Origin of the sequence: Paenibacillus sp. FSL H7-0735, assembly GCF_038008505.1 — a bacterium.
Classification (GTDB): domain Bacteria; phylum Bacillota; class Bacilli; order Paenibacillales; family Paenibacillaceae; genus Paenibacillus_AQ; species Paenibacillus_AQ odorifer.
Window position 1 is genome coordinate 1,825,484 of sequence record NZ_JBBOZH010000001.1, and the last position, 19,248, is coordinate 1,844,731.

Annotated in this window: 15 protein-coding genes and 5 pseudogenes; 17 read left to right on the forward strand and 3 right to left on the reverse strand. The window is 44.0% G+C overall.

Annotated elements, in window-relative coordinates:
- Positions 1 to 100: 100 nt before the first annotated feature.
- Positions 101 to 1,066 carry an NAD(P)H-dependent flavin oxidoreductase gene (locus tag NSS82_RS08240; protein WP_036675848.1) on the reverse strand — a complete coding sequence of 322 codons (966 nt, stop codon included), beginning with the start codon at positions 1,064 to 1,066 and terminating at the stop codon, positions 101 to 103.
- Between the two features lie 309 nt (positions 1,067 to 1,375).
- On the opposite strand from NSS82_RS08240, the pseudogene NSS82_RS08245 reads away from it, so the two are divergent.
- The 5 genes and pseudogenes from NSS82_RS08245 to NSS82_RS08260 form a co-directional block, all read left to right on the forward strand.
- Positions 1,376 to 1,564, forward strand: a pseudogene (locus NSS82_RS08245) (sigma factor); the annotation flags it as partial.
- A gap of 424 nt (positions 1,565 to 1,988) precedes the next feature.
- A pseudogene (locus NSS82_RS32660) lies at positions 1,989 to 2,108 on the forward strand (RHS repeat-associated core domain-containing protein); the annotation flags it as partial.
- A gap of 21 nt (positions 2,109 to 2,129) precedes the next feature.
- Positions 2,130 to 3,197: pseudogene (locus NSS82_RS08250) on the forward strand (toxin C-terminal domain-containing protein).
- 948 nt (positions 3,198 to 4,145) lie between these two features.
- The gene (locus NSS82_RS08255; RefSeq protein WP_081384105.1) at positions 4,146 to 4,964 is read left to right on the forward strand and encodes a DUF5071 domain-containing protein; all 819 of its coding nucleotides are present in this window, start codon (positions 4,146 to 4,148) and stop codon (positions 4,962 to 4,964) included.
- Positions 4,965 to 5,065: 101 nt separating this feature from the next.
- Positions 5,066 to 5,221, forward strand: a pseudogene (locus tag NSS82_RS08260) (sigma factor-like helix-turn-helix DNA-binding protein); the annotation flags it as partial.
- Positions 5,222 to 5,691: 470 nt separating this feature from the next.
- On the opposite strand, the gene NSS82_RS08265 reads toward NSS82_RS08260, so the two are convergent.
- Positions 5,692 to 6,741 carry a LacI family DNA-binding transcriptional regulator gene (locus NSS82_RS08265; protein ID WP_076273952.1) on the reverse strand — a complete coding sequence of 350 codons (1,050 nt, stop codon included), beginning with the start codon at positions 6,739 to 6,741 and terminating at the stop codon, positions 5,692 to 5,694.
- A 200-nt stretch (positions 6,742 to 6,941) separates the two neighbouring features.
- On the opposite strand from NSS82_RS08265, the gene NSS82_RS08270 reads away from it, so the two are divergent.
- The 8 genes and pseudogenes from NSS82_RS08270 to NSS82_RS08305 all read left to right on the forward strand — a co-directional run bounded on the left by NSS82_RS08270 (position 6,942) and on the right by NSS82_RS08305 (position 13,636).
- On the forward strand, positions 6,942 to 7,940 hold the full coding sequence (locus NSS82_RS08270) for a methionine ABC transporter ATP-binding protein (protein WP_076273951.1): 999 nt from the start codon (positions 6,942 to 6,944) through the stop codon (positions 7,938 to 7,940).
- A complete protein-coding gene (locus NSS82_RS08275) occupies positions 7,940 to 8,602 on the forward strand; it encodes a methionine ABC transporter permease (protein WP_036675839.1) in 663 nt (220 codons plus the stop codon). Before NSS82_RS08270 ends, NSS82_RS08275 begins: the two co-directional genes overlap by 1 nt.
- A gap of 24 nt (positions 8,603 to 8,626) precedes the next feature.
- A complete protein-coding gene (locus NSS82_RS08280; protein ID WP_036675837.1) occupies positions 8,627 to 9,481 on the forward strand; it encodes a MetQ/NlpA family ABC transporter substrate-binding protein in 855 nt (284 codons plus the stop codon).
- A gap of 83 nt (positions 9,482 to 9,564) precedes the next feature.
- Complete coding sequence (locus tag NSS82_RS08285; protein WP_036675836.1) at positions 9,565 to 9,942, forward strand: tautomerase family protein; 378 nt, start codon at positions 9,565 to 9,567, stop codon at positions 9,940 to 9,942.
- Between the two features lie 20 nt (positions 9,943 to 9,962).
- Positions 9,963 to 10,958 (forward strand): aldo/keto reductase, encoded by a 996-nt coding sequence (locus NSS82_RS08290; RefSeq protein ID WP_076178995.1) that lies wholly within the window; start codon positions 9,963 to 9,965, stop codon positions 10,956 to 10,958.
- Between the two features lie 21 nt (positions 10,959 to 10,979).
- Complete coding sequence (locus NSS82_RS08295) at positions 10,980 to 12,407, forward strand: Sapep family Mn(2+)-dependent dipeptidase (RefSeq protein WP_076273950.1); 1,428 nt, start codon at positions 10,980 to 10,982, stop codon at positions 12,405 to 12,407.
- A 171-nt stretch (positions 12,408 to 12,578) separates the two neighbouring features.
- Positions 12,579 to 12,842, forward strand: a pseudogene (locus NSS82_RS08300) (sigma factor); the annotation flags it as partial.
- 134 nt (positions 12,843 to 12,976) lie between these two features.
- Positions 12,977 to 13,636, forward strand: a complete 660-nt coding sequence (locus NSS82_RS08305; protein ID WP_235219370.1) for a YczE/YyaS/YitT family protein — start codon at positions 12,977 to 12,979, stop codon at positions 13,634 to 13,636.
- Between the two features lie 55 nt (positions 13,637 to 13,691).
- Here NSS82_RS08305 and NSS82_RS08310 read toward each other — a convergent pair whose 3' ends face one another.
- Positions 13,692 to 14,108 carry a MerR family transcriptional regulator gene (locus NSS82_RS08310; protein WP_036675831.1) on the reverse strand — a complete coding sequence of 139 codons (417 nt, stop codon included), beginning with the start codon at positions 14,106 to 14,108 and terminating at the stop codon, positions 13,692 to 13,694.
- Between the two features lie 120 nt (positions 14,109 to 14,228).
- On the opposite strand from NSS82_RS08310, the gene NSS82_RS08315 reads away from it, so the two are divergent.
- From NSS82_RS08315 to NSS82_RS08330, 4 genes are all read left to right on the forward strand, one after another.
- Positions 14,229 to 15,278 (forward strand): NAD(P)-dependent alcohol dehydrogenase, encoded by a 1,050-nt coding sequence (locus tag NSS82_RS08315; RefSeq protein ID WP_076273949.1) that lies wholly within the window; start codon positions 14,229 to 14,231, stop codon positions 15,276 to 15,278.
- Positions 15,279 to 15,845: 567 nt separating this feature from the next.
- Positions 15,846 to 17,246 carry an ABC transporter substrate-binding protein gene (locus NSS82_RS08320; RefSeq protein WP_076098906.1) on the forward strand — a complete coding sequence of 467 codons (1,401 nt, stop codon included), beginning with the start codon at positions 15,846 to 15,848 and terminating at the stop codon, positions 17,244 to 17,246.
- 78 nt (positions 17,247 to 17,324) lie between these two features.
- Positions 17,325 to 18,248 (forward strand): carbohydrate ABC transporter permease, encoded by a 924-nt coding sequence (locus NSS82_RS08325; protein WP_038569373.1) that lies wholly within the window; start codon positions 17,325 to 17,327, stop codon positions 18,246 to 18,248.
- Positions 18,245 to 19,114: a carbohydrate ABC transporter permease gene (locus tag NSS82_RS08330; protein ID WP_076104755.1), complete on the forward strand. Its 870-nt coding sequence runs from the start codon at positions 18,245 to 18,247 to the stop codon at positions 19,112 to 19,114. The genes NSS82_RS08325 and NSS82_RS08330 overlap by 4 nt, the downstream gene beginning before the upstream one ends.
- Positions 19,115 to 19,248: the final 134 nt, after the last annotated feature.

Here is a 19,248-nt window from a genome sequence, read left to right on the forward strand (position 1 = left end):
TAACTAAATTTCAGTATCAAGCGAAATGAAAAACCACTTATGCTCGGAAATCCCAAGCTTGCTTAAGTGGTTAATCGTGCTTTTGAATCTTATAACAACCTTAAGTTGTCGGGTTCAATGCCCCTTGATACTCATCCATTAAATTGTCGATAATCTGCTGTACGGACAAAATCTCTTTAATCTCATGAACTCTGGACCCAGCAAAAACCAATCCGTTCTTAACATCTCCTCTAAGGGAAGTGAGCAGGGATTCCATTGTACAGAAGCGATGTGAACAAACCTTTAGACAATTATAGCATTTGACTATCTTTAATTTGGCATCATCACTGATCCGGTCCGTAAATTCATTCCGAATCGCTCTACCTTCTAGACCCACAGTAGACTTGATTAGGACAGTATCTCCTTGCTGAGCATCTACATACTTTTGCTTGAAGGCTAAGGGAGCATCACACTCAAGGCTAGCCACAAAACGGGTACCCATTTGAACACCAGATGCACCGATCCGAAGGGCTTTTGCGATATCATCCCCTGTTAGAATTCCACCCGCAGCAATAACAGGAATCGAAACGGCCTCTAAGACTTCAGGAAGGATATCAAACATGGATCTGTCTGTACCTAAATGGCCTCCAGCTTCGAACCCTTCCACAACGACTGCGGAGGCACCAAGTCTTTCGGAAATTCGGGCTAATTTGGCGGATGAAACAATAGTTACGACAGGAGTACCATATTCTTTACCCCAAGCATAAATATCTCTAGAAATTCCGGCTCCGGAAATAATAAAGTCAACCTTTTCCTCCAAAGCAATCTTCATTTTTTCGGCAAAGTCCTTCACTGCGAATAGTACATTTACACCGATGTAGCCATTCCCTTTAGAGAGTTCTCTTGTTTTGCGAATATGCATTCTCAGCTCATCAGGAGTGATCCCTGTACCAGAGATGGTGCCGATCCCGCCTGCATTGGCTACAGCAGCGGCTAGTCCACTTAAGGATATGCCTACACCCATTCCACCTTGAATAACAGGAACTCTCGATTTAATATGTCCGAATTGGATTGTTGGAAGTTTCAATTACACACCTCTTTTGCAAGTTGTTGACATTATTAATACTCCTCTAGAGTAATAAGATATATCGTAACACAGCTAATTCTTTCCCGGATGTGACTGTAAACATGCTCAAACTATGTTAAATATCATGTCTTTCAACTGTTTTCTTTAAGTTGTTGATATCAAGTGAAAATTTAAGAAAACGAAGTGACTATTAAAAAAAGGACAATGAATAACAAAAAAAGAGCCATCCATCCGGTAAAACCTTCATACTTCTATCAACGCTTTTCTATCAAGAAAGTGGATTTTGACATCGTATCGTGTCCACAACCTCAAAAATTCGATAATGCCGGAGAAGACATGGAGGACTTAATCTCCATCGGAACCATTGGTTTGATTAAAGCCATCGAGAGCTATCGTCCGAACAAAGGAACCAAACTAGCCACATTTGCAGCACGTTGTATTGAAAACGAAATCCTAATGCACCTTAGATCCTTACAGAAAACGCGGAAAGACGTATCCCGCGGCTGTCCTCGCAGTGGGCGTCATCCAGTTTTCCGCTGGCGAGAGGCTTGGCGTATTTCAACTGTTCAGCGAATACGGGTCAGAACACTGGCTTGCAAGCAAGCTTGTTGCTGTTAGTCTGGCAATAGTGCTTTGTGTTATTACAAGTATTTTGCTGTGCCATCGGCATTATTACAAGCAATATGGATAGGAGGGAAGAGTGGTGCGAGGAGCTGAGCTAAAACTTACCGCGGTGAACTTCTTGCAGATAATGGTCACCTGCTGCTAGGGAATGTGAATCTGGCTTTGCCGCCAGGCTGGTATGGTCTGGAGGGAGCCAATGGCAGCGGAAAAACAGCATTGCTCAAAGCGATAGCTGGCCTCGGCCTCTAACTGGCGGGCAATGGAGGCTTTTCTACCCTTATTATTTGCAAAATAATGTGTAGGGCGGTTTTTAAATGAGGATACGTATGAGGGGCAGATTAATAATCCGCTGACACTGAATTTGTATACGTATGTGGAGAACAATCCGTTAACTCATGTCGATCTAACAGGACACTATACTGAGAACCAAGTGGATTTGATGCTTACAACAGCTCGAATTGCTGGGAGTAAATCACAACTCTATTGGGATATTCGTAGCGATCTTGGTTCATCAAAACCTATTCAATATTTAGATGAAAAGGGCAGAAAGCAATGGCCGAATCTCTTTAATATGGCTACATCAGCTGAAAGTAGCAAGGAACAGGTTACATCGGCAAAGAATCAATTAATGAGAGATTATGGAAGAGTCCAAGCTATGGACGATGCTATGCTTGGCGCTGCTTTAAGTCTATTTGCCGGTGGAAGTAAAGATAAAGTTCTAAAAACTCAAGTAAGCGGTAAAGCCTTAAGAGTAATAAATAAAGAAACAGATATGTTAGCGGAATATTTGGGTTTTACAAAGACGAAATTAAAAATTAAGGATAAACCAGTGTATAAAAATGGTAAACTCTATATTGTCCAAGATCTTGATTTGCATATCGGAGGTATATAAAAAATGGCTACAAAACCAGAATATTTAGCTAGTAAAGATACTCGTTCAGGCACTTATGCTGCTTTATTAAATAGGATTGGAGATTATATGTATAAATTCTTTTGGAGGATTACTAAATATAACCCAACTAATCGTATAAAAGGAGTGTATAAAAATGAAGAATGGACTTCAATAAGTGAAGTGGGAAAAGTGTTTTCAGCTGAGAAATTCCTGTTAGAACATTATTTGGAAACTGAATCATTATATATAACGGCTATAAATTTAATAATGAATGAGAATAACTTAAACACAATTCAAGTAGTAGATCTAGAAAAATATTATTTTGACGTGGAGAAAGCTGAATTCCGTGACATCTACACTGACGAGATGAAAAGTGTTTATAACAGTGTGAAAAACGGCGACTATATCTCTATGTATGAATTGAAATTACTTTCTCAATTAATTTTAAGAGAAAAGATTTGGTGTAAATTTCAAAGTAGGGAGATGTTTGTTCACTTTGGTTTTGATTATTACATGTATATTGGGAGTGTGAAGGAATGTAAAGATTCTTTAATAAAGATCAGTAGTTCAGGTTTATTTGTTGAGAGTTTTGAATCACCTTATTTGGAAGAATAGTAGTGCTTTAGCCACATACGAGTGTAATAACTCTATGTGGCTTATTTTTTGTAATTTAGCATTTGACATTCTGAGTATGGCGGTTGTTGAGATTATAGTTATGATGCTCTAAATCGTCTAACCTCCGTCTACGATGCATTAAATCACACACGCTTTACGTACGATGGGAATGGTCAACTTGCGAAAGTCACAGTGCAAGATAAAGGTGGAACGGAGTTTTGGAAATACAGTTAATAAAATTATTAGAGAGACAGCAAAAGCGCAGCGTGCAGCTGAAAGATCAAGGAATGTAGCAATTCGTGAGCAATAAAGGAATTTAAGGCTGCAACGTCAATATGAATGTGAGAATGAGAGCATGCCATTAAACAGTCGATACGTGAATAAAAGGCATATGAAAAAGAAGAAAAAGCGCTATACATAGAAGGACGTAAAGAAGAAACTAAAGATAATAATGAAGAAGTTCATTACCGATTAAATGAATTTAAATCCATTATTAGTGAAACGCTCAGCCTTGATGACAAAATTTCTTTCGAATCACTGTACAAGAAGGATGATTATCCCGAGTTTGTTGAACCTTACGTTAAGCCACTTCCGGCTAATCCCTTACCAGTGAGAGAAGGCTTCTTTGCAGGAGTTGCTATGGAAGCCTCTTATGTGGAAAAGGTACTTGGCCTCGGGAAAAGAAGCGCTTCTAAGATCTATTGAAGCAGCGAAGAATGCATACCACTATGCCCTTAATAATCATGAGTCTATTCAAAATAAAATAAATGATTTAATTACGGGAAATACCTTATTTCCGCAAAATATCCATATAAAAACAAATGCTAATAAAGTCCATACTATTTAACAGAAATACTTATGAAAATATCAGTTCCAGTCCAAGTTCAAAAATAGTTTTAAATTTGATTGAAAAAATAAATTTTTTACCAAAAAGGGAGGGAATCAATTATGGGGAATTTACCTCTAAGTAAAATGGATTATGAGAGTATTAAAAAATTAAAGCAATTAAATAAAAATGATCTTTTAGATCTGATTGAAGGGTTATCGATATATTTAAAGGATAGGAATTTTCCTATATTTGAAGATGTTGTGGATTTATTACTTAATTTTAATAAGGAACTTATTCCACTCATCAATAGAATATTCGAAGGGGAGGAAAGTGATTGGAAATTAAATGTTTTAGAATATTTATTGCCTCAGTTTCCTATTGGAGTTCTTATTGAACTAGAAGTCAGTTTAATCAAGCTTGTTGAAACCCCAACTACATTAGATAGGGAATTAGAAGTTGATATGGCTGCTAAGGAAGTGTTAAAAAAACTCAGGCTTAAGGATGGAGCCGACCCTATCAATATGATTTTAGGTAGGAGGATAAAGATGGAGATCAAAAGATTAATCCCGAAAGATAAAATGGATATCGAGTCAGTAAATAAATTAAAAGCATTGGATATAAATTTAATTAAACCGATTATTCCTGATTTATTAGAGTGGACCGCAGATGCAAATTGGCCTACTTCAAAAGAAATTGGGAAGTTGCTGCTTCCGTTAGGCAGGGAATTAATTCCTCATCTCAGGAAAATTCTCGCTTCTGATGACGACTGTTGGAAATATTCAATACTTGTAAAGTTGGTTATAAATCTACCGAAAACTGTATTATCGGAGATGGAAGCTGACCTTAAAAGATTAGCCTTTAACCCAACTGAACGTGAAAAACAAGAATTAGTCGACGAAGAAGCAGCCGATATTTTATCACTTCTATATCAAATATGAAGAGTACTGAGGAGTGTTTTCCTATATTTCAATATGCAAGGGCACGTTTATTGTTTTATCAATAAATGATACTCTTGTATTTTGAAAATATTCTAGATAATATTGTCTTTGGCCAATTTGGATTGGATACAGGTGGAGAAGAGAGGGCGCAGCGGGAGATTGCTAAGGAGTTGGGGATCTCGCGGAGTTATGTTTCGAGGATAGAAAAAAGGGCGCTGATGAAGTTGTATCATGAGTTTTATAAGGCTAAGCGGTAGGGTCTTAGATAATAACTAAATAATCACTATTGAGTGTTTTAGAAGCGACTTGCCAATAAGGGAGTTGCTTTTTTGTTAAGAAAAGTAAAGAGCAGTGAAAGTGATGATATTTCAATGTAGAGACGGACTAATGGGTTTAATAATCAAAGTTTAACAGTCGAACCGAAGGAGATATTAAAGCTCAAAAAGAATGGGGATTAGGCAACTTGTTGATGAGATCTCTAAGAGGATTGTTTAACATAAAAATGGACAGCATGTACTTGCTTTATCAATAATGTGGAATTAACTAGATATATATGTAAAAATAATTAATTTCTTTTATAATGTTCATTTGAGGTAAGAGGTTCGCTTGAGAAGAAATTCAGAAGACCGGTAAGAACAAAGACCAAAAGTATTAATAAAGAATTTATTAGTATTGGAGTTCCCGGAAAAACAACACAAGTCCGGAGAATGAATCCGGATTGTGTCGATTATAAAGGGCTGGATGAATGGAAGCCGCTATAGCTGGTGGAAGACTCACGTATAATCAGCTGAGGCGGAATAATAATTCTGGTAGGTTCTGACTGATCGCCGTTGATTCGTTTGAGCAGCAGCTTGGCAGCCTCGCTTCCCCATTTATCCTGGAATACGGAAACGCTGCTTAGACCAGGCTTGGCAGTCTCCGTTTCCTGTACATTGTCAAAGCCAACGATGGCCATATGTTTCCCAGGCGTACGTCCTTGCAACTGCAGGCCGATCATGGCGCCCAGGGCAATGACATCATTGTTGCAAAAGCAGGCGGTTGGCGGATTGCTTAACTGCATCGCCTCTTGCACAGCGCGGGTGCCGCCGTCACGGTTGATCGGGCTTGTAATGATTAGAGCGGGATCGATCTCCAATCCAAATTGCTGCAGGGCTTGGCAGTAACCGGCAAAACGCTCCTTGTAGGATGTGTTTCCCTGAGGGCTGCCGCCCAGATAAGCGATGCGCCGGTGCCCTTGCTCGATGAGATGGCGCACGGCCATTTCGGCTCCCAGCCGATAATCCGTCCCGACATAGTCGGTATTCACGGTATCAACCTCACGTCCAATCAGCAGCGTGGGGATGTTTAGATTTTGCAATTTGGTGAACAGGGCGGGCGATGTAGAGGCGACAGGAGTCATAATAATGCCGCACACACGGTGCTCAAGCATTGTTTCCAGCACACGCTCCTGCTTTTCGGTTGATTCAAAGCTCATGCCCAGCAGCACATTGAACCGCTGTTCGTATAGAACATGCTCAATATGCGTCAATATATGTGGATAAAACGGATTTTCGATATCAGTGACAATAACGCCTATCGTTGAGGAACGCTGTAATCGAAAGCTGGCGGCTACGCGATCATATACATAGCCGAGCTTTTCCATGGAGTCCAGCACCTTTTTGTGTGTACTAGGTTTAATGGATTTGCTGCCGCGAACGACAAGAGAGGCGGTTGCTCTCGAAACGCCGGCATCATCGGCAACATCTTGTAGTGTAACTCTTTTTTCTCTAGAAACCACAAACTTTTCCTCCTCTCAACTACCTTCCAGTATATCATAATTCATTTGACAGAAAGGTTTAAAAAATAGTGTTGACAGGCTACTGTAGAGCTGATAACATAAATCAAAGTAAACTGATAGGAATTGTTTTAGGTTAAAATTAGATCGATCTAATTTATTTAGAAAAAGCATTTTCTGGGTGCATGAAAGGAGTGGATAGGATGGTCGGACAACTGGAGGGCAAACCTACGGAGCTTGTCGGTTCAGGCATAGAAATTCGTGATTTATTTAAATCATTTGGAGGTAGGGAGGTTTTGTCTGGTATTAATGTCAACATTACGGACGGGGATATTTTCGGACTTGTTGGGGTGAGCGGTGCGGGCAAGTCAACGCTTTTGCGCTGTATCAACGGTCTGGAGACCTTTGACCGCGGCAGCTTGCATGTCAACGGAGTTGAAATCCGCAGCATGCGGGGAGCAACACTACGCAAGTTTCGCAGCAATATCGGCATGATCTTTCAGCATTTCTCTCTGCTGGAGCGAAAAAATGTGTATGACAACATTATGTTTCCAATGAAATGCTTTGGCTACAATAAAGCGGTGGCTGATGCGCGCGTGAGAGAGCTGCTGCAGCTCGTGGAATTGACGGACAAGGAAAAGGCACTGCCGCGCGAGCTTTCCGGCGGACAGAAGCAGCGGGTTGCCATCGCCCGGGCGCTTGCTATGAACCCACGCATTCTGCTTTGTGATGAAGCGACAAGCGCACTTGATCCCAACATCACCAAATCCATTCTGGGTCTGCTCAAAAAAATTAACAAAGAGCTTGGCATCACCATTGTCATTGTGACGCATCAAATGGAAGTGGTAAAAGAAACTTGCAACAACATCGCGGTGCTCAGCAAGGGTCAGTTGCAGGCTGCCGGAGCGGTGCAAGATATCTTCCTGGAAAACTCCGGTCATCTGAATGATTTCCTGGGCGCACATGAAGTGAAAACTGGCGAGGATAACATTCTGTTTGAGCTTATTCAGCGACCAGGTCAGGAAGACATGCTTTCCCGCTTCGCCTTGTCAACAGGGGTGCCGTTTGAAGTTGTATGGGGCGGACTGGACCGTTATGTGGACAGTATCGCGGGGGCGTTCACCTTATCGGTCAGCAGGCAAGATTTTGACAAGGTCAGGGCCTATCTGGAGCAGAGCGGCATGGAATGGAGGAATTTGTAATGTATCAGTACGATTACCAGACTCTGCTCGATAAAATCATTTTTCCGGGGCTGCGCGATACGCTGATTATGTTGGGCGGCACCGTTGTGACCTGTACCCTGTTCGGTTTCATCTTGGCACTCATTCTCATTACTACAGATGCCAAAGGACTCAGGCCCAACCGAGCAGTCTACGAGACCTTCAGCGCCATCATTAATGTGCTGCGTTCTGTACCCTTTATTATTCTCATTATTACAATAATTCCGTTAACTCGCTTTGTTGTGGGGACGACCATTGGTACAACAGCTGCCATTTTCTCCATTACCATTGTAGGTTCTCCGTTACTGGCGAGATTGCTGGAGGGCTGCTTTAAGGAGGTGAATCCGAGTCTGATCGAGGCTGCTAGGTCATTTGGCGCATCCGATTGGCAAATAACATTTAACGTTATTGTCAGTGAGGCGATTCCATCCATCATTTCAAACTTAACGATTGGTTTTATTTCGTTGCTGGGCTTTACAGCTATGGCAGGGACCGTTGGAGCCGGCGGGCTGGGGGCAGTTGCGCTTTCCTATGGCTACCAGAATTTCAATGACACGATTATGTACACAACCGTTGTTATTTTAATTGTTATTGTTCAATTTATACAACTGGGCGGGAATATGTTGTACCGCAAGTTGAAATAAAACATCAGAAATGAGGGGTTTTACATGAAAAAACAGGCAACTGCCAAGCTGATTCTGATCATGACCACTGTCATTGTGCTGCTGGTCGGATGCTCTCAGTCATCCAGCTCATCCTCCGACGCACAATCGGATGCAAAGTCCCAAAAAATTGTGATTGGCGTGATTGCCAGGGAGCAGCCGGATATTGATTATGTGGCCGAAAAGCTGAAGCCGGAAGGCTATCAAATTGAGACGCAAGTCTTCAATGACAATATTGCCTTGAACAATGCGACTGCAGACGGCAGTATCGATGCCAATTATTTTCAGAATGAAAAATATATGAACAGCTTCAATGAAAGCAACGGTACAGAGTTGGTCGCTTATGGCCCGAATATTTATACAACACCGGTGCTGTTCGTATCCAAGAAATACAAAACTGTGGATGAGCTGCCGCAAGGAGCGAAGATCGGCATTGCCAACGATTCCGCCAACAGGGCGCGAGAACTGCAACTATTGGCGGACAATGGGCTAATCCAATTGCGCGAGGGTATTGACCTGCCAACAGTACTCGATGTTGTCGAGAACAGCAAGAAGCTCGAATTCGTTGAAATTGATCCGCGCAGCCGCGTAGGGGCTTTTGCTGATCTGGACGCCATGACTGCGCCGGCTATTACGGTAGCTCAAATGAATGATCCCCAGGTGACGATTGATACGGCGCTGCTACAGGAAACACCTGAGGTGTACAAACAATATGGCGGTATTTTGCTGGCTATTAAGAAAGGAACTGAAGAGAAGAATAAGGAATGGCTGGATGCTATCGTATCGGTGATGACTTCGAAAGAATATTCGCAATGGCTGCTGGATACGTACAAGGGAGTCAAGAAACCGTATAACGAATAATGCATCCTGAGTAATGGGAATGCGGAAATAAGCAAAGCGTTTGTCTGAAAAAACTAACTATAATGATAAAGGAGTGCTGAACCATGGCAACTGTATTGGCATACGCAACGACATCTCTGAAGGAAGAACAAAAGACAAAATTGGTAAGTGAGTTGGGCACGGCAGTAACAACGGGTCTTCGCCTGCCTCCGGAGCTAAGAACTATCTCCTGGATCGAACTTCCACAGGCATCGACAACACCTAAGGACTTTTATGAAATTACATTTTTTGTATACACCGCACCAGGAAAACCAGTTGAGGCGAAGCGGGACTTGGTTCGTAATCTGCAGGAGACTACGGATCGGGTGCTTTCCGGCTTGCAGGTAAAAACGATTGTCATCATTAAAGAACACGCCGATGAAAATGTGGGTGTGGGTGGGCAGCTCCGGTTGGATATTGTTGCTGCACAGGCGAATCAATAAAGTGGGAGGATACAGTCACGATGAGATATAAGGAGATTGGACAGAGCGGCATACAAGCCTCTGTCGTTACTTTCGGCGCTTTCGGTATTGGTGGAGGATTCCAGTTCCCAGATACCAATGATACGCAATCGATTCGCGCCATTCATGCCGCGCTGGATCTGGGCATCAATATAATTGATACTGCCCCGGTTTACGGCTTTGGGCACAGTGAGGAAATCGTTGGGCAAGCGATCAAAGGCCGGCGGGATAAGGTCATTGTTTCGACAAAATGCGGCTTGTGGTGGGGTGACGAGGAAGGCAGTTATCGTTTTACCTGGGACGGGCATCGCGTGAAGCGGAATTTGAGCCCGCGAACGATTCGCATGGAGGTGGAGCAAAGCCTGAAGCGGTTAGGGACGGATTATATCGATATTTACTATACACATAATCCGGCGATGGAGCCTTTTCTAACACCAATTGAAGAAACGATCGAGGTGCTGATGCAACTGAAGCAGGAAGGCAAGATTCGCGCCATAGGCGCGTCCAATTGCGAGCCGCATCACGTGCAGAGCTACATCGATTATGGTGAAATCTCAATCGTGCAAAAAAAATTCAATATGCTGTCCAGAGAACCCGAGCAGGCGATCCTGCCTCTGTGCAACGAGCACCAGATTAGCTTCCATGCGTATTCGCCGCTGGCGCAAGGGTTACTGACAGGACATATTCGGCCTGATCATGTGCTGGAGCCGAACGATCCCCGCCAGAACGATGCCTGGTGGCATGGACGCAACCTGAAGCTGGCCACTGAGTTTGCCGGCGGTCTGGTTGAGATCGGAAGTGAATATGGGGTTAGCGCCAGTTCTATTGCCGTAGCCTATTTGTTGAACAAGCATGCCAATGTCAATGTGATTTGCGGCATTCGCAAGGAAAAGCACCTTCATGAGAATATTGCCGGTGCCGAGGTAGTACTGCCGCCAAATGTCATAGCTGAGCTGGATTTCCGTCTACAAAAGCTGGAACTTGCAGCCGAGCTGTAAACCTGAAAGGGGTGAGCGATTATGACCAGTATGGAGCTGGACAAGCAGGTTGAACAGTTTCTAGCCGATCATCAAGCGGCGATTCTCGAAGATATCAAACGTCTGATTCGTGTGCCGAGCGTGGGCACCACCTTTCATCCGGATAGCCCGGAGCCTTTTGGTGCCGAATGCGCTGCTGTATTGCGTGAGGCGGAGCAGTTGGCCGCGCGGGAAGACTTGTCGGTAACGGCTTTTGCTGGCTATGGCATTAAGGTGCAGCTGGGAGACAGTGAGGAAGGCATCGGCTTGTTCGCCCATCTGGACGTGGTGCCCGCAGGGCGGGGCTGGAGCTTTCCGCCCTTCTCCCCGTTCGAGAAAGATGGGTTTCTATTTGGCCGAGGTGCGATGGATAATAAATCGGCTGCTGTGCTTGCGCTTTATGTACTGAAGTTTTTCAAAGAGACCAACGTGCGGCTGGATCATAATGCTTATGTATTTCTGGGCGTCAACGAAGAGAGCGGCATGCGGGATATCCGCTATTTCCTGTCCCAGCATCAGTCGCCGTCCTTCGGGATTGTTGCTGACGCTTATTATCCGGTATGCTATGCGGAAAAAGGGATTGTGCGAGCCGATGTGACTGGAAGCGCGTCCGACGAAAGGTTGCTGTCCTTTCAAGCTGGCGAGGATTACAATATGGTGCCCGCCGTTGCGGAGGCCCGGTTGCGCGGATTAACCTCATACGAAGTGCAAAAGCTGCGGTCGGAGGGGTTTGAAGTCGCGGAGCTAGAGGGGATAGCGGTTGTTCGCGCGCAGGGTAAGGCCGGGCATGCGGCGTTTCCTGCTGGGACGCAAAACGCGGCAAGAAAGCTGGCCGGGGCGGTCCTTGCGCATGAGCTGGTTGAGGATGCTGCGGCGCGTGCTGTGCTCACTTTTTTGTCACAAGCGCTGGGTGACCCTTACGGGGAGGGGCTTGGTATCACCCACAGGGATGAAACGGGTCCTACCACCAGCAATGCCGGCATCGTAGCGTGGGATGAGGGAACCGTTCGGATCGGAATCGATGTCCGTTACGGTCTGTCGCAATCCGCGGATGCGCTGCGGGAGCAGTTGGCAGCCTACTCGCGGCAGCATGGACTGTCACTGACTGAGTGGACGGACAGTCCGCCACACTACATGGACAAGGATGACCTGATCATAGCGGCCTTATGCAGGCTTGCCAACAGTGAGCTGGGCTTGTCGCAAGCGCCCTATGCAATGGGTGGGGCAACGTATGCCAGATGGCTGCCGCGCACAGTAGCCTTCGGCCCGCTTCGCACCGATGTACAGACTCCTTTTCCCGAAGGAAAAGGGAGCAGCCATCAGCCGGACGAGGCCATGCGCATCAGCCAGATCTGGGACGCATTCAAGATTTATATTAAGGCAATTGTGGAAATTGACCAGCTGCTGAGTGACCAAGAAGAGACTGGGTGAGGTGAGCAGCGCGGCGGGTTTCAGATAAGAAAATAAATATACACTTTTTATGCCCACGCAACTTGGCTGCCAAGGTTTTTAGCAGACATTAGAAGCTGGGCCTATTTTCATTTTCTGTGATAATAAAAAGACTTGGCTTCGAACTGGACAACTCTTTCTGTTGGGGTGTGGATTTCCATTGGCACAATCGGCCTGATTAAATCTATTGAGTGCTATCGTCCAATCAAAGGAACAAGGTTAGCCACATTTGCTGCTCGTTGTATTGAAAACGAAATCCTGATGCACCTGCGTTCGCTCAAGAAAACACGTAAAGACGTATCCCTACATGATCCAATTGGGACGGACAAAGAAGGTAATGAAATTACACTTATAGATATCCTTGGCTCCGAGGCTGATGATGTCATTAGAGAAGTAGATCTGAAGATCGAAAAAGCAGTGTTCCCTTCAAAATAATGCTCAGTGCTAACCGATCTGCTTATCCAAATCATTGAATACTATCAATAAAGATAACCGTCAAACAATAGAATATATGATATAATGACGTGGTTGTTGCAAGGTGCAATTTTAATATGAAAAATAGGATGGGCAATATGAAGGGTTATCTTTATAACGTTGATAAAAAACGATTGATTATTATGGTTATCGGCAATGTATTTCTGGGCATGGGAATCAGTATTTTTAAGCTGTCCGGCATGGGGAATGATCCCTTTAGCGGCATGGTAATGGCACTTGCAGAGTGCGTCGGTATAACATATGCAAATTTTCTGATCTTGCTGAACCTGGTATTGTTTGTAATCGAATTCATAACCGGACGAAGGTTTATTGGAGCCGGGACTTTTGTAAACGCAATCTTTTTGGGATATATCGCTACGTTCTTTCATAGTACTTGGCTATCTCTGTTGGGCGAACCTCAGCTGTTATGGCAGAGGGTGGTCGTCGTAGCGATTGGCGTGGTGGTATGCAGTTTTGGGGTATCCTTGTATCAGACATCGGCTGTGGGAGTAGCTCCTTACGACAGCCTGTCCCTGATTATGAGGGATAACTTCCCGAAAATATCTTATTTTTGGCACCGGATGTTTACGGATGCGCTTTGTGCTTTGATTTGCTTCCTGGCAGGAGGCGTTATAGGCTTAGGAACTCTAGTGTCCGCACTTGGTCTGGGACCCATTATTCATTTTTTTGATGTGAATTTTACGGAGAAGCTGCTGGCAAAAAAGCGTCCAAATTAAGAAAGGCGGGGCAGATCAATCTGCCCCGCCTTTACTGTAATTTGAAGGTTCATTTCTAATGAGTAAATGCACTCTTAATGTTATTTTTTTTATGAACATCTTCCGTGCCGCTATCCAAGGCGGTCTTGTAGTAGAAGCATTTATGTTCTATGACTTCCATCGTTTTTCTTAATTCTTCCATCTGTGCTTCTACGGAAGCTTTTCGCTCCAGGAACATGTCATATCTCTGCTGCAAGGTGGAGTCCCCCTCAGAGCACCACTCAATGAAATGTTTTATTTCCTTAATCGGCATCCCGGATGACTTCAGGCATTCAATTACTTTTAAAGCGTCCATATCCGTTTCTTTGAAAACGCGTTTCCCGCTGGGGGTTCTTTCTATAAAAGGCAAAAGCCCCTCCTTGTCATAGTAACGCAGGGTATGTGATGTCATATTAAAGTATTCTGCAACTTCACTTATGGAGTATGTCTTCATCATCTATCTCCAGTCTTAATTATATTTTGTGCTTGACTTAGAGTTAACTTTAAGTAATAACATAGGTTTTGTAAAGTCGGCATTACAGTTTTTTATATTAACTAGAAGAGAGGTTTCACTATGATAAAAGTTAATGCACGCGCTACATTCAGTCAGGAAGGCCCGTTCAAGCTAACTACAATCGAACGCCGGAATCTGCAGCCGCACGATGTTCTTATAGAGATTAAATACGCGGGCATTTGCCACTCGGATATTCATACAGCCCGCGGGGAGTGGGGACCGGTTAAGTATCCACTTGTTCCAGGGCATGAGATCGCCGGTATTGTCAGCCAGGTCGGTTCCGAAGTTACAAAGTACACAGTTGGCGATCGTGTAGGGGTAGGTTGTATGGTTGACTCCTGTGGAGAGTGCAGTAATTGCCAGAAAGGTGAGGAGCAGTATTGCCTGAGTGGAAATACGGGCACCTATGGAGCTATCGACCGGCATGGTCACTATACACAGGGCGGATATTCCACGCACATCGTTGTAACAGAAGACTTCGTGGTCCGGATTCCTGACGCTATTCCGCTTGACGCGGCTGCACCGCTTTTGTGTGCAGGAATCACCACCTATTCACCGCTGCGCCATTGGGGAGCCGCTCCCGGCAAAAAAGTAGCTGTAGTGGGTCTTGGCGGGCTTGGACACATGGCTGTGAAGATTGCTCATGCTATGGGAGCTGAGGTTACTGTGTTATCACAGTCACTGAAGAAGAAGGAAGACGGATTGCAATTAGGAGCGGATCATTATTATGCCACAAGCGATCCGGAGACATTTAAGCAGCTTGCCGGTTCATTCGATCTAATCGTGAATACAGTAAGCGCACAGATTGATATCGATGCCTATCTTTCACTTCTGGCGCTGGATGGTACATTAGTCAATGTCGGTGCGCCTGCTGATCCATTGGCAGTTAACGTATTCTCGCTGATCGGCCACCGCCGTTCGTTTGCCGGATCGATGATTGGCGGAATCCGTGAAACGCAGGAAATGCTTAATTTCTGCGCTAAACATAATATTGCATCTGAAATCGAGGTCATTTCTGCTGACCGGATAGATGAAGCCTGGGAGCGTGTGCTTGCTTCAGATGTCCGTTACCGGTTTGTCATCGACATCAGCACGATGGGGAATGAATAAGAGACGCCTTCTTTCTTGACATCGGTTCGTGTCCACAACCTCAAGAAATTCGATAACATAGCGGGAAATCGCAAGGAGCTGGAAAACTCACGCAGTTGTGTTTCGAGAATAGAAAAACGGCGTTGCTTCATACAGCAGCGTAGTGTATAAATGCTAAATAGGCAGAGCAGTGCTTCTACCATTGGGGTAGGAGGGCGGCTCTGCTTATTGTCGTTACTGCAAGTGAATATTTTGGATCAGCTGATTCTGCTGTTTTATGAAAAAGATGATTCTTTAAAGGTTGGAATTTTTAAAAATCAGGTTGAAAAATGCTATTTTCCCTAATAGAAAATCATGACACAATAACAATAAAGCGCTTACTTCATTAAAACATCCCAAGTTCATGAAGACTCTATACCACTTTTTGAAAATATTTACGATATTAAAAGTCGTATCGGCTGGCCGAAATTTCGGATTCCAAGCAAAGGTTGGAATTATTAAAAAAAGTTGGTACTAAACGTTTAACTCAATAACTTAGGGGGTCAAACGGTTGGACATATCTATGTGATTATGAAGGGGGAGAGGGAAATGAAGGTAGGTAAAGCATTCGGGGTAGGTATTCTTTCAACTGCACTAGCATTAAGTGTCATTGGCTGCGCGAAAGATGAGACAAACACAGCAACCAAGGCAACTGATGGACCCAAAGCATCTGAGAACGCCACCTCCAAGCCTGAGGAGAAGGTCAAAATTATCTATTCGATGTGGGGAAGTGCGGAAGAGGGAAATGTAACCCAGGGAGTGGCGGATAAGTTTAATGCTTCTCAAGACAGAATTGAAGTAGAAGTACAAGCAATTCCTTGGGAAAACTACATGACCAAGCTGAATACAATGGCTACGGCAGAGCAATTACCTGATACAGGGATGCTCAGAGAAGATGGGGTCGTTCAGTGGTCTACCCAAGGCATGCTGAATGATGTAAATACAATGTACGAAGGAAGCGACAGCAAACCACTGGATAGCCTAGCCTACAAATATCAAGGGAAAACCGTAGCCTACGCGGCTGCCAATGAAATCTTACTCCTCTATTACAACAAAGATATGTTCGACAAAGCCAATGTACCCTATCCCCCAGCCGCTCTGGATAAAGCGTGGACATGGGAGGAATTTGTAACAACAGCAAAGAAGCTGACCCTTGATAAAAATGGTAAACATCCTGATGAGAGTGGCTTTAATGAGCAGAGTATCGTTCAGTTTGGCGCATCCGTTGAAAACCTGCCATGGCAGCTTGAGACCTGGGCGCTTGGTAATGGTGGGGGGTTCTATTCGGGTGATGGGACTGAGGTGAGAATTGGAGAAGACGCCAGTATAGAGGGAATTCAGAAGGTTGCAGATCTTTACTTGAAGGATCATGTTGCTCCGTTGTCTGTCGGACAGACTGATGATGGCATTCAACGAACCATTATCGCGGGAACTGTTGCCATGGCTACTAACGGTGCGTGGAACGTGGGAACTAGTCTCAATACGGCTAAGAATGAAGGCCTGAACTATGGCGTTGCAGTATTGCCTTACATGAAGGATAAGGTTACCCTCAACACGGGTGGCGCCAATGTCGTGTTCTCCCAGACTAAGCATCCAAAAGAAGCGATGGAATGGCTGAAATGGTACAACTCAGAAGAAAATAACTGGGGCCTCATTAGCTCGGGAATCTGGATGCCGACACTGGAGAAGTGGTACACGGATGAGACCCTTACCCGTAAATGGGTCGAAAATCCTAACTTCCCTGTTTATGACGAATATAAATCTGCAGTAGTCGATTATGCGCAATCACCTGCTGTGAAGCCCGCAGCGTGGTTCTATACGAATCATACGACGGAGTTTAACACCTTACTCGGGTCGGTTCTAGGGGATGTATGGACGGGAAAGACGACCGCTAAGGATGCTATTTCTAAAAATCTGGATGCGTTGAAAGCAGCCCATTTAGGCAATTAGTAAAATCCGCAAAGAATGGCCGTTGCCAAGCTCACACCCGCGGCGGCCATATTATGATCTTCAGGTGGGGAGATAGAGATGGAAATGATTAATAAATCTCCGAAACGTCGTTCACGTATCCATGCAGGTGAGGCACGAGCCGCGTATATATTATTGATCCCTGCCTTCATTGGCCTGATCTTTCTAACGTATCTACCTCTTATTGGGGTGCTCGGGATCAGCTTAACGAATTGGACGGGACTTTCAGACCCCAAATTTGTTGGCTTCGAGAATTATATTAATCTATTTACCACTGATCCTTATATTAAAGATTCTATTATAGCTACGGTCTACTTTGCCGTCTTATCGGTAGTTGGGGGTATGATTTATTCACTTTTTATTGCGATGCTACTGAATCGTAAAATTCCGGCAAGAGGGTTTTTCCGAGCTGTTTTCTATGTACCGTACGTTTTGCCGGCAGCCGCAATATATGTAGGATGGTCTTGGTTATACGAAGCTAATTTTGGATTTTTTAACTTTATTCTCTCTGAGATTGGTTTGAACAAAGTTTCTTTTATCGCGGATTCCAGCTATGTCATTCCATCTCTATCCTTGATCTCGGTTTGGCTGTCAGGTAACTTAATTGTTATTTTCTTAGCTGGGCTGCAAAATGTTCCGGTCGTCTACCATGAAGCGGCTGAAATGGATGGTGCGAATGGATGGAAACGATTCTTGCATATCACTTTACCGTGCATGTCGCCCATTATCTTTTATAATTTGCTAATGAGCTTGATTGCCAATCTCCAAATTGTTACGCCGGCTCTTTCATTAACGAATGGCGGTCCGGGTAATTCTTCACGATTTTTAACTTATCTGATGTATGATCAAGCTTTTGTAAATTATAAATTGGGGTATGCTTGTGCGACAACGGCCGTTATTTTTGTTATTCTTGCAGGCTTTACTGGTGTATTATTCAAAACCTCCAATCTATGGATCTTTAATGAAGGAGGCGATGACAAATGAGTGTAGCCACATACGGAAGATTAAAGAGTAAAAAACGTAATAATCAATGGATGAACCTGATCTCGTTTGTCGTTGTCATTTTTTTTACTATACTCGTGCTCTTTCCAATCTGGTGGATATTTCGCACGTCGCTCATGTCGAATGCCGAGATATACAAATATCCGCCTTCACTGCTTCCAGGAAATTGGTTGTTTTCAAACTATTCAGAAACGCTAGAGATTTTTAAGTTTTGGAAATATTTATGGAACACCATGATTATTATTGTACCCGCTTGTTTGGCAGGAACCTTTACAGCGACCTTATGCGGTTATGCCTTTGCAAGACTGCGTTTTCGGGGCAAAAAATTGATTTGGGCGCTTTGTGTCGGTTCGATGCTTCTACCTGCCATGGTTACACTCATTCCGCTATATATTGGGTGGACGAGAGGCTTAGGAATTCATGACAGCTATCTGCCGTTGATTTTGCCTTATTTCTGTGGTGGTGGCGCTTTTAATATCTTTTTGATTAGGCAGTTTATCATGTCTATTCCGAGAGAGCTTGATCAAGCAGCAACGATCGATGGTGCTGGATATTACCGCATTTTGTTCAGCATTATTATGCCGGCCATTAAATCTGCTATGATCGTCGTCGCATTATTTATCTTTATCGGTTTATGGAATGATCTACTTCAACAGATGATTTACATAAACTCAAGCGATAAGTATACGATAGCCTTGGGACTAACCGCTTTTAGAGGTCAACTAAAGCAGGACTGGTCGCTGACGATGGCGGCTACGTGTATGTCCTTTGCACCGGGCGTCGTTTTTTATCTGATTGGTCAAAAATATTTCGTAGAAGGAATCACGTTGACAGGACTGAAAAATTAGCTCCAATGGCTAAAGATAGCGCACTGTAATCTGCTCTGAAGTGTTAATGGGGCACCTTTCTGCTAAGGCTTAAGTACAGAGCCTGGCGATATAGGGTGCCCTTTATTTGTGCTGTGAAAATATAATTTTAAAGA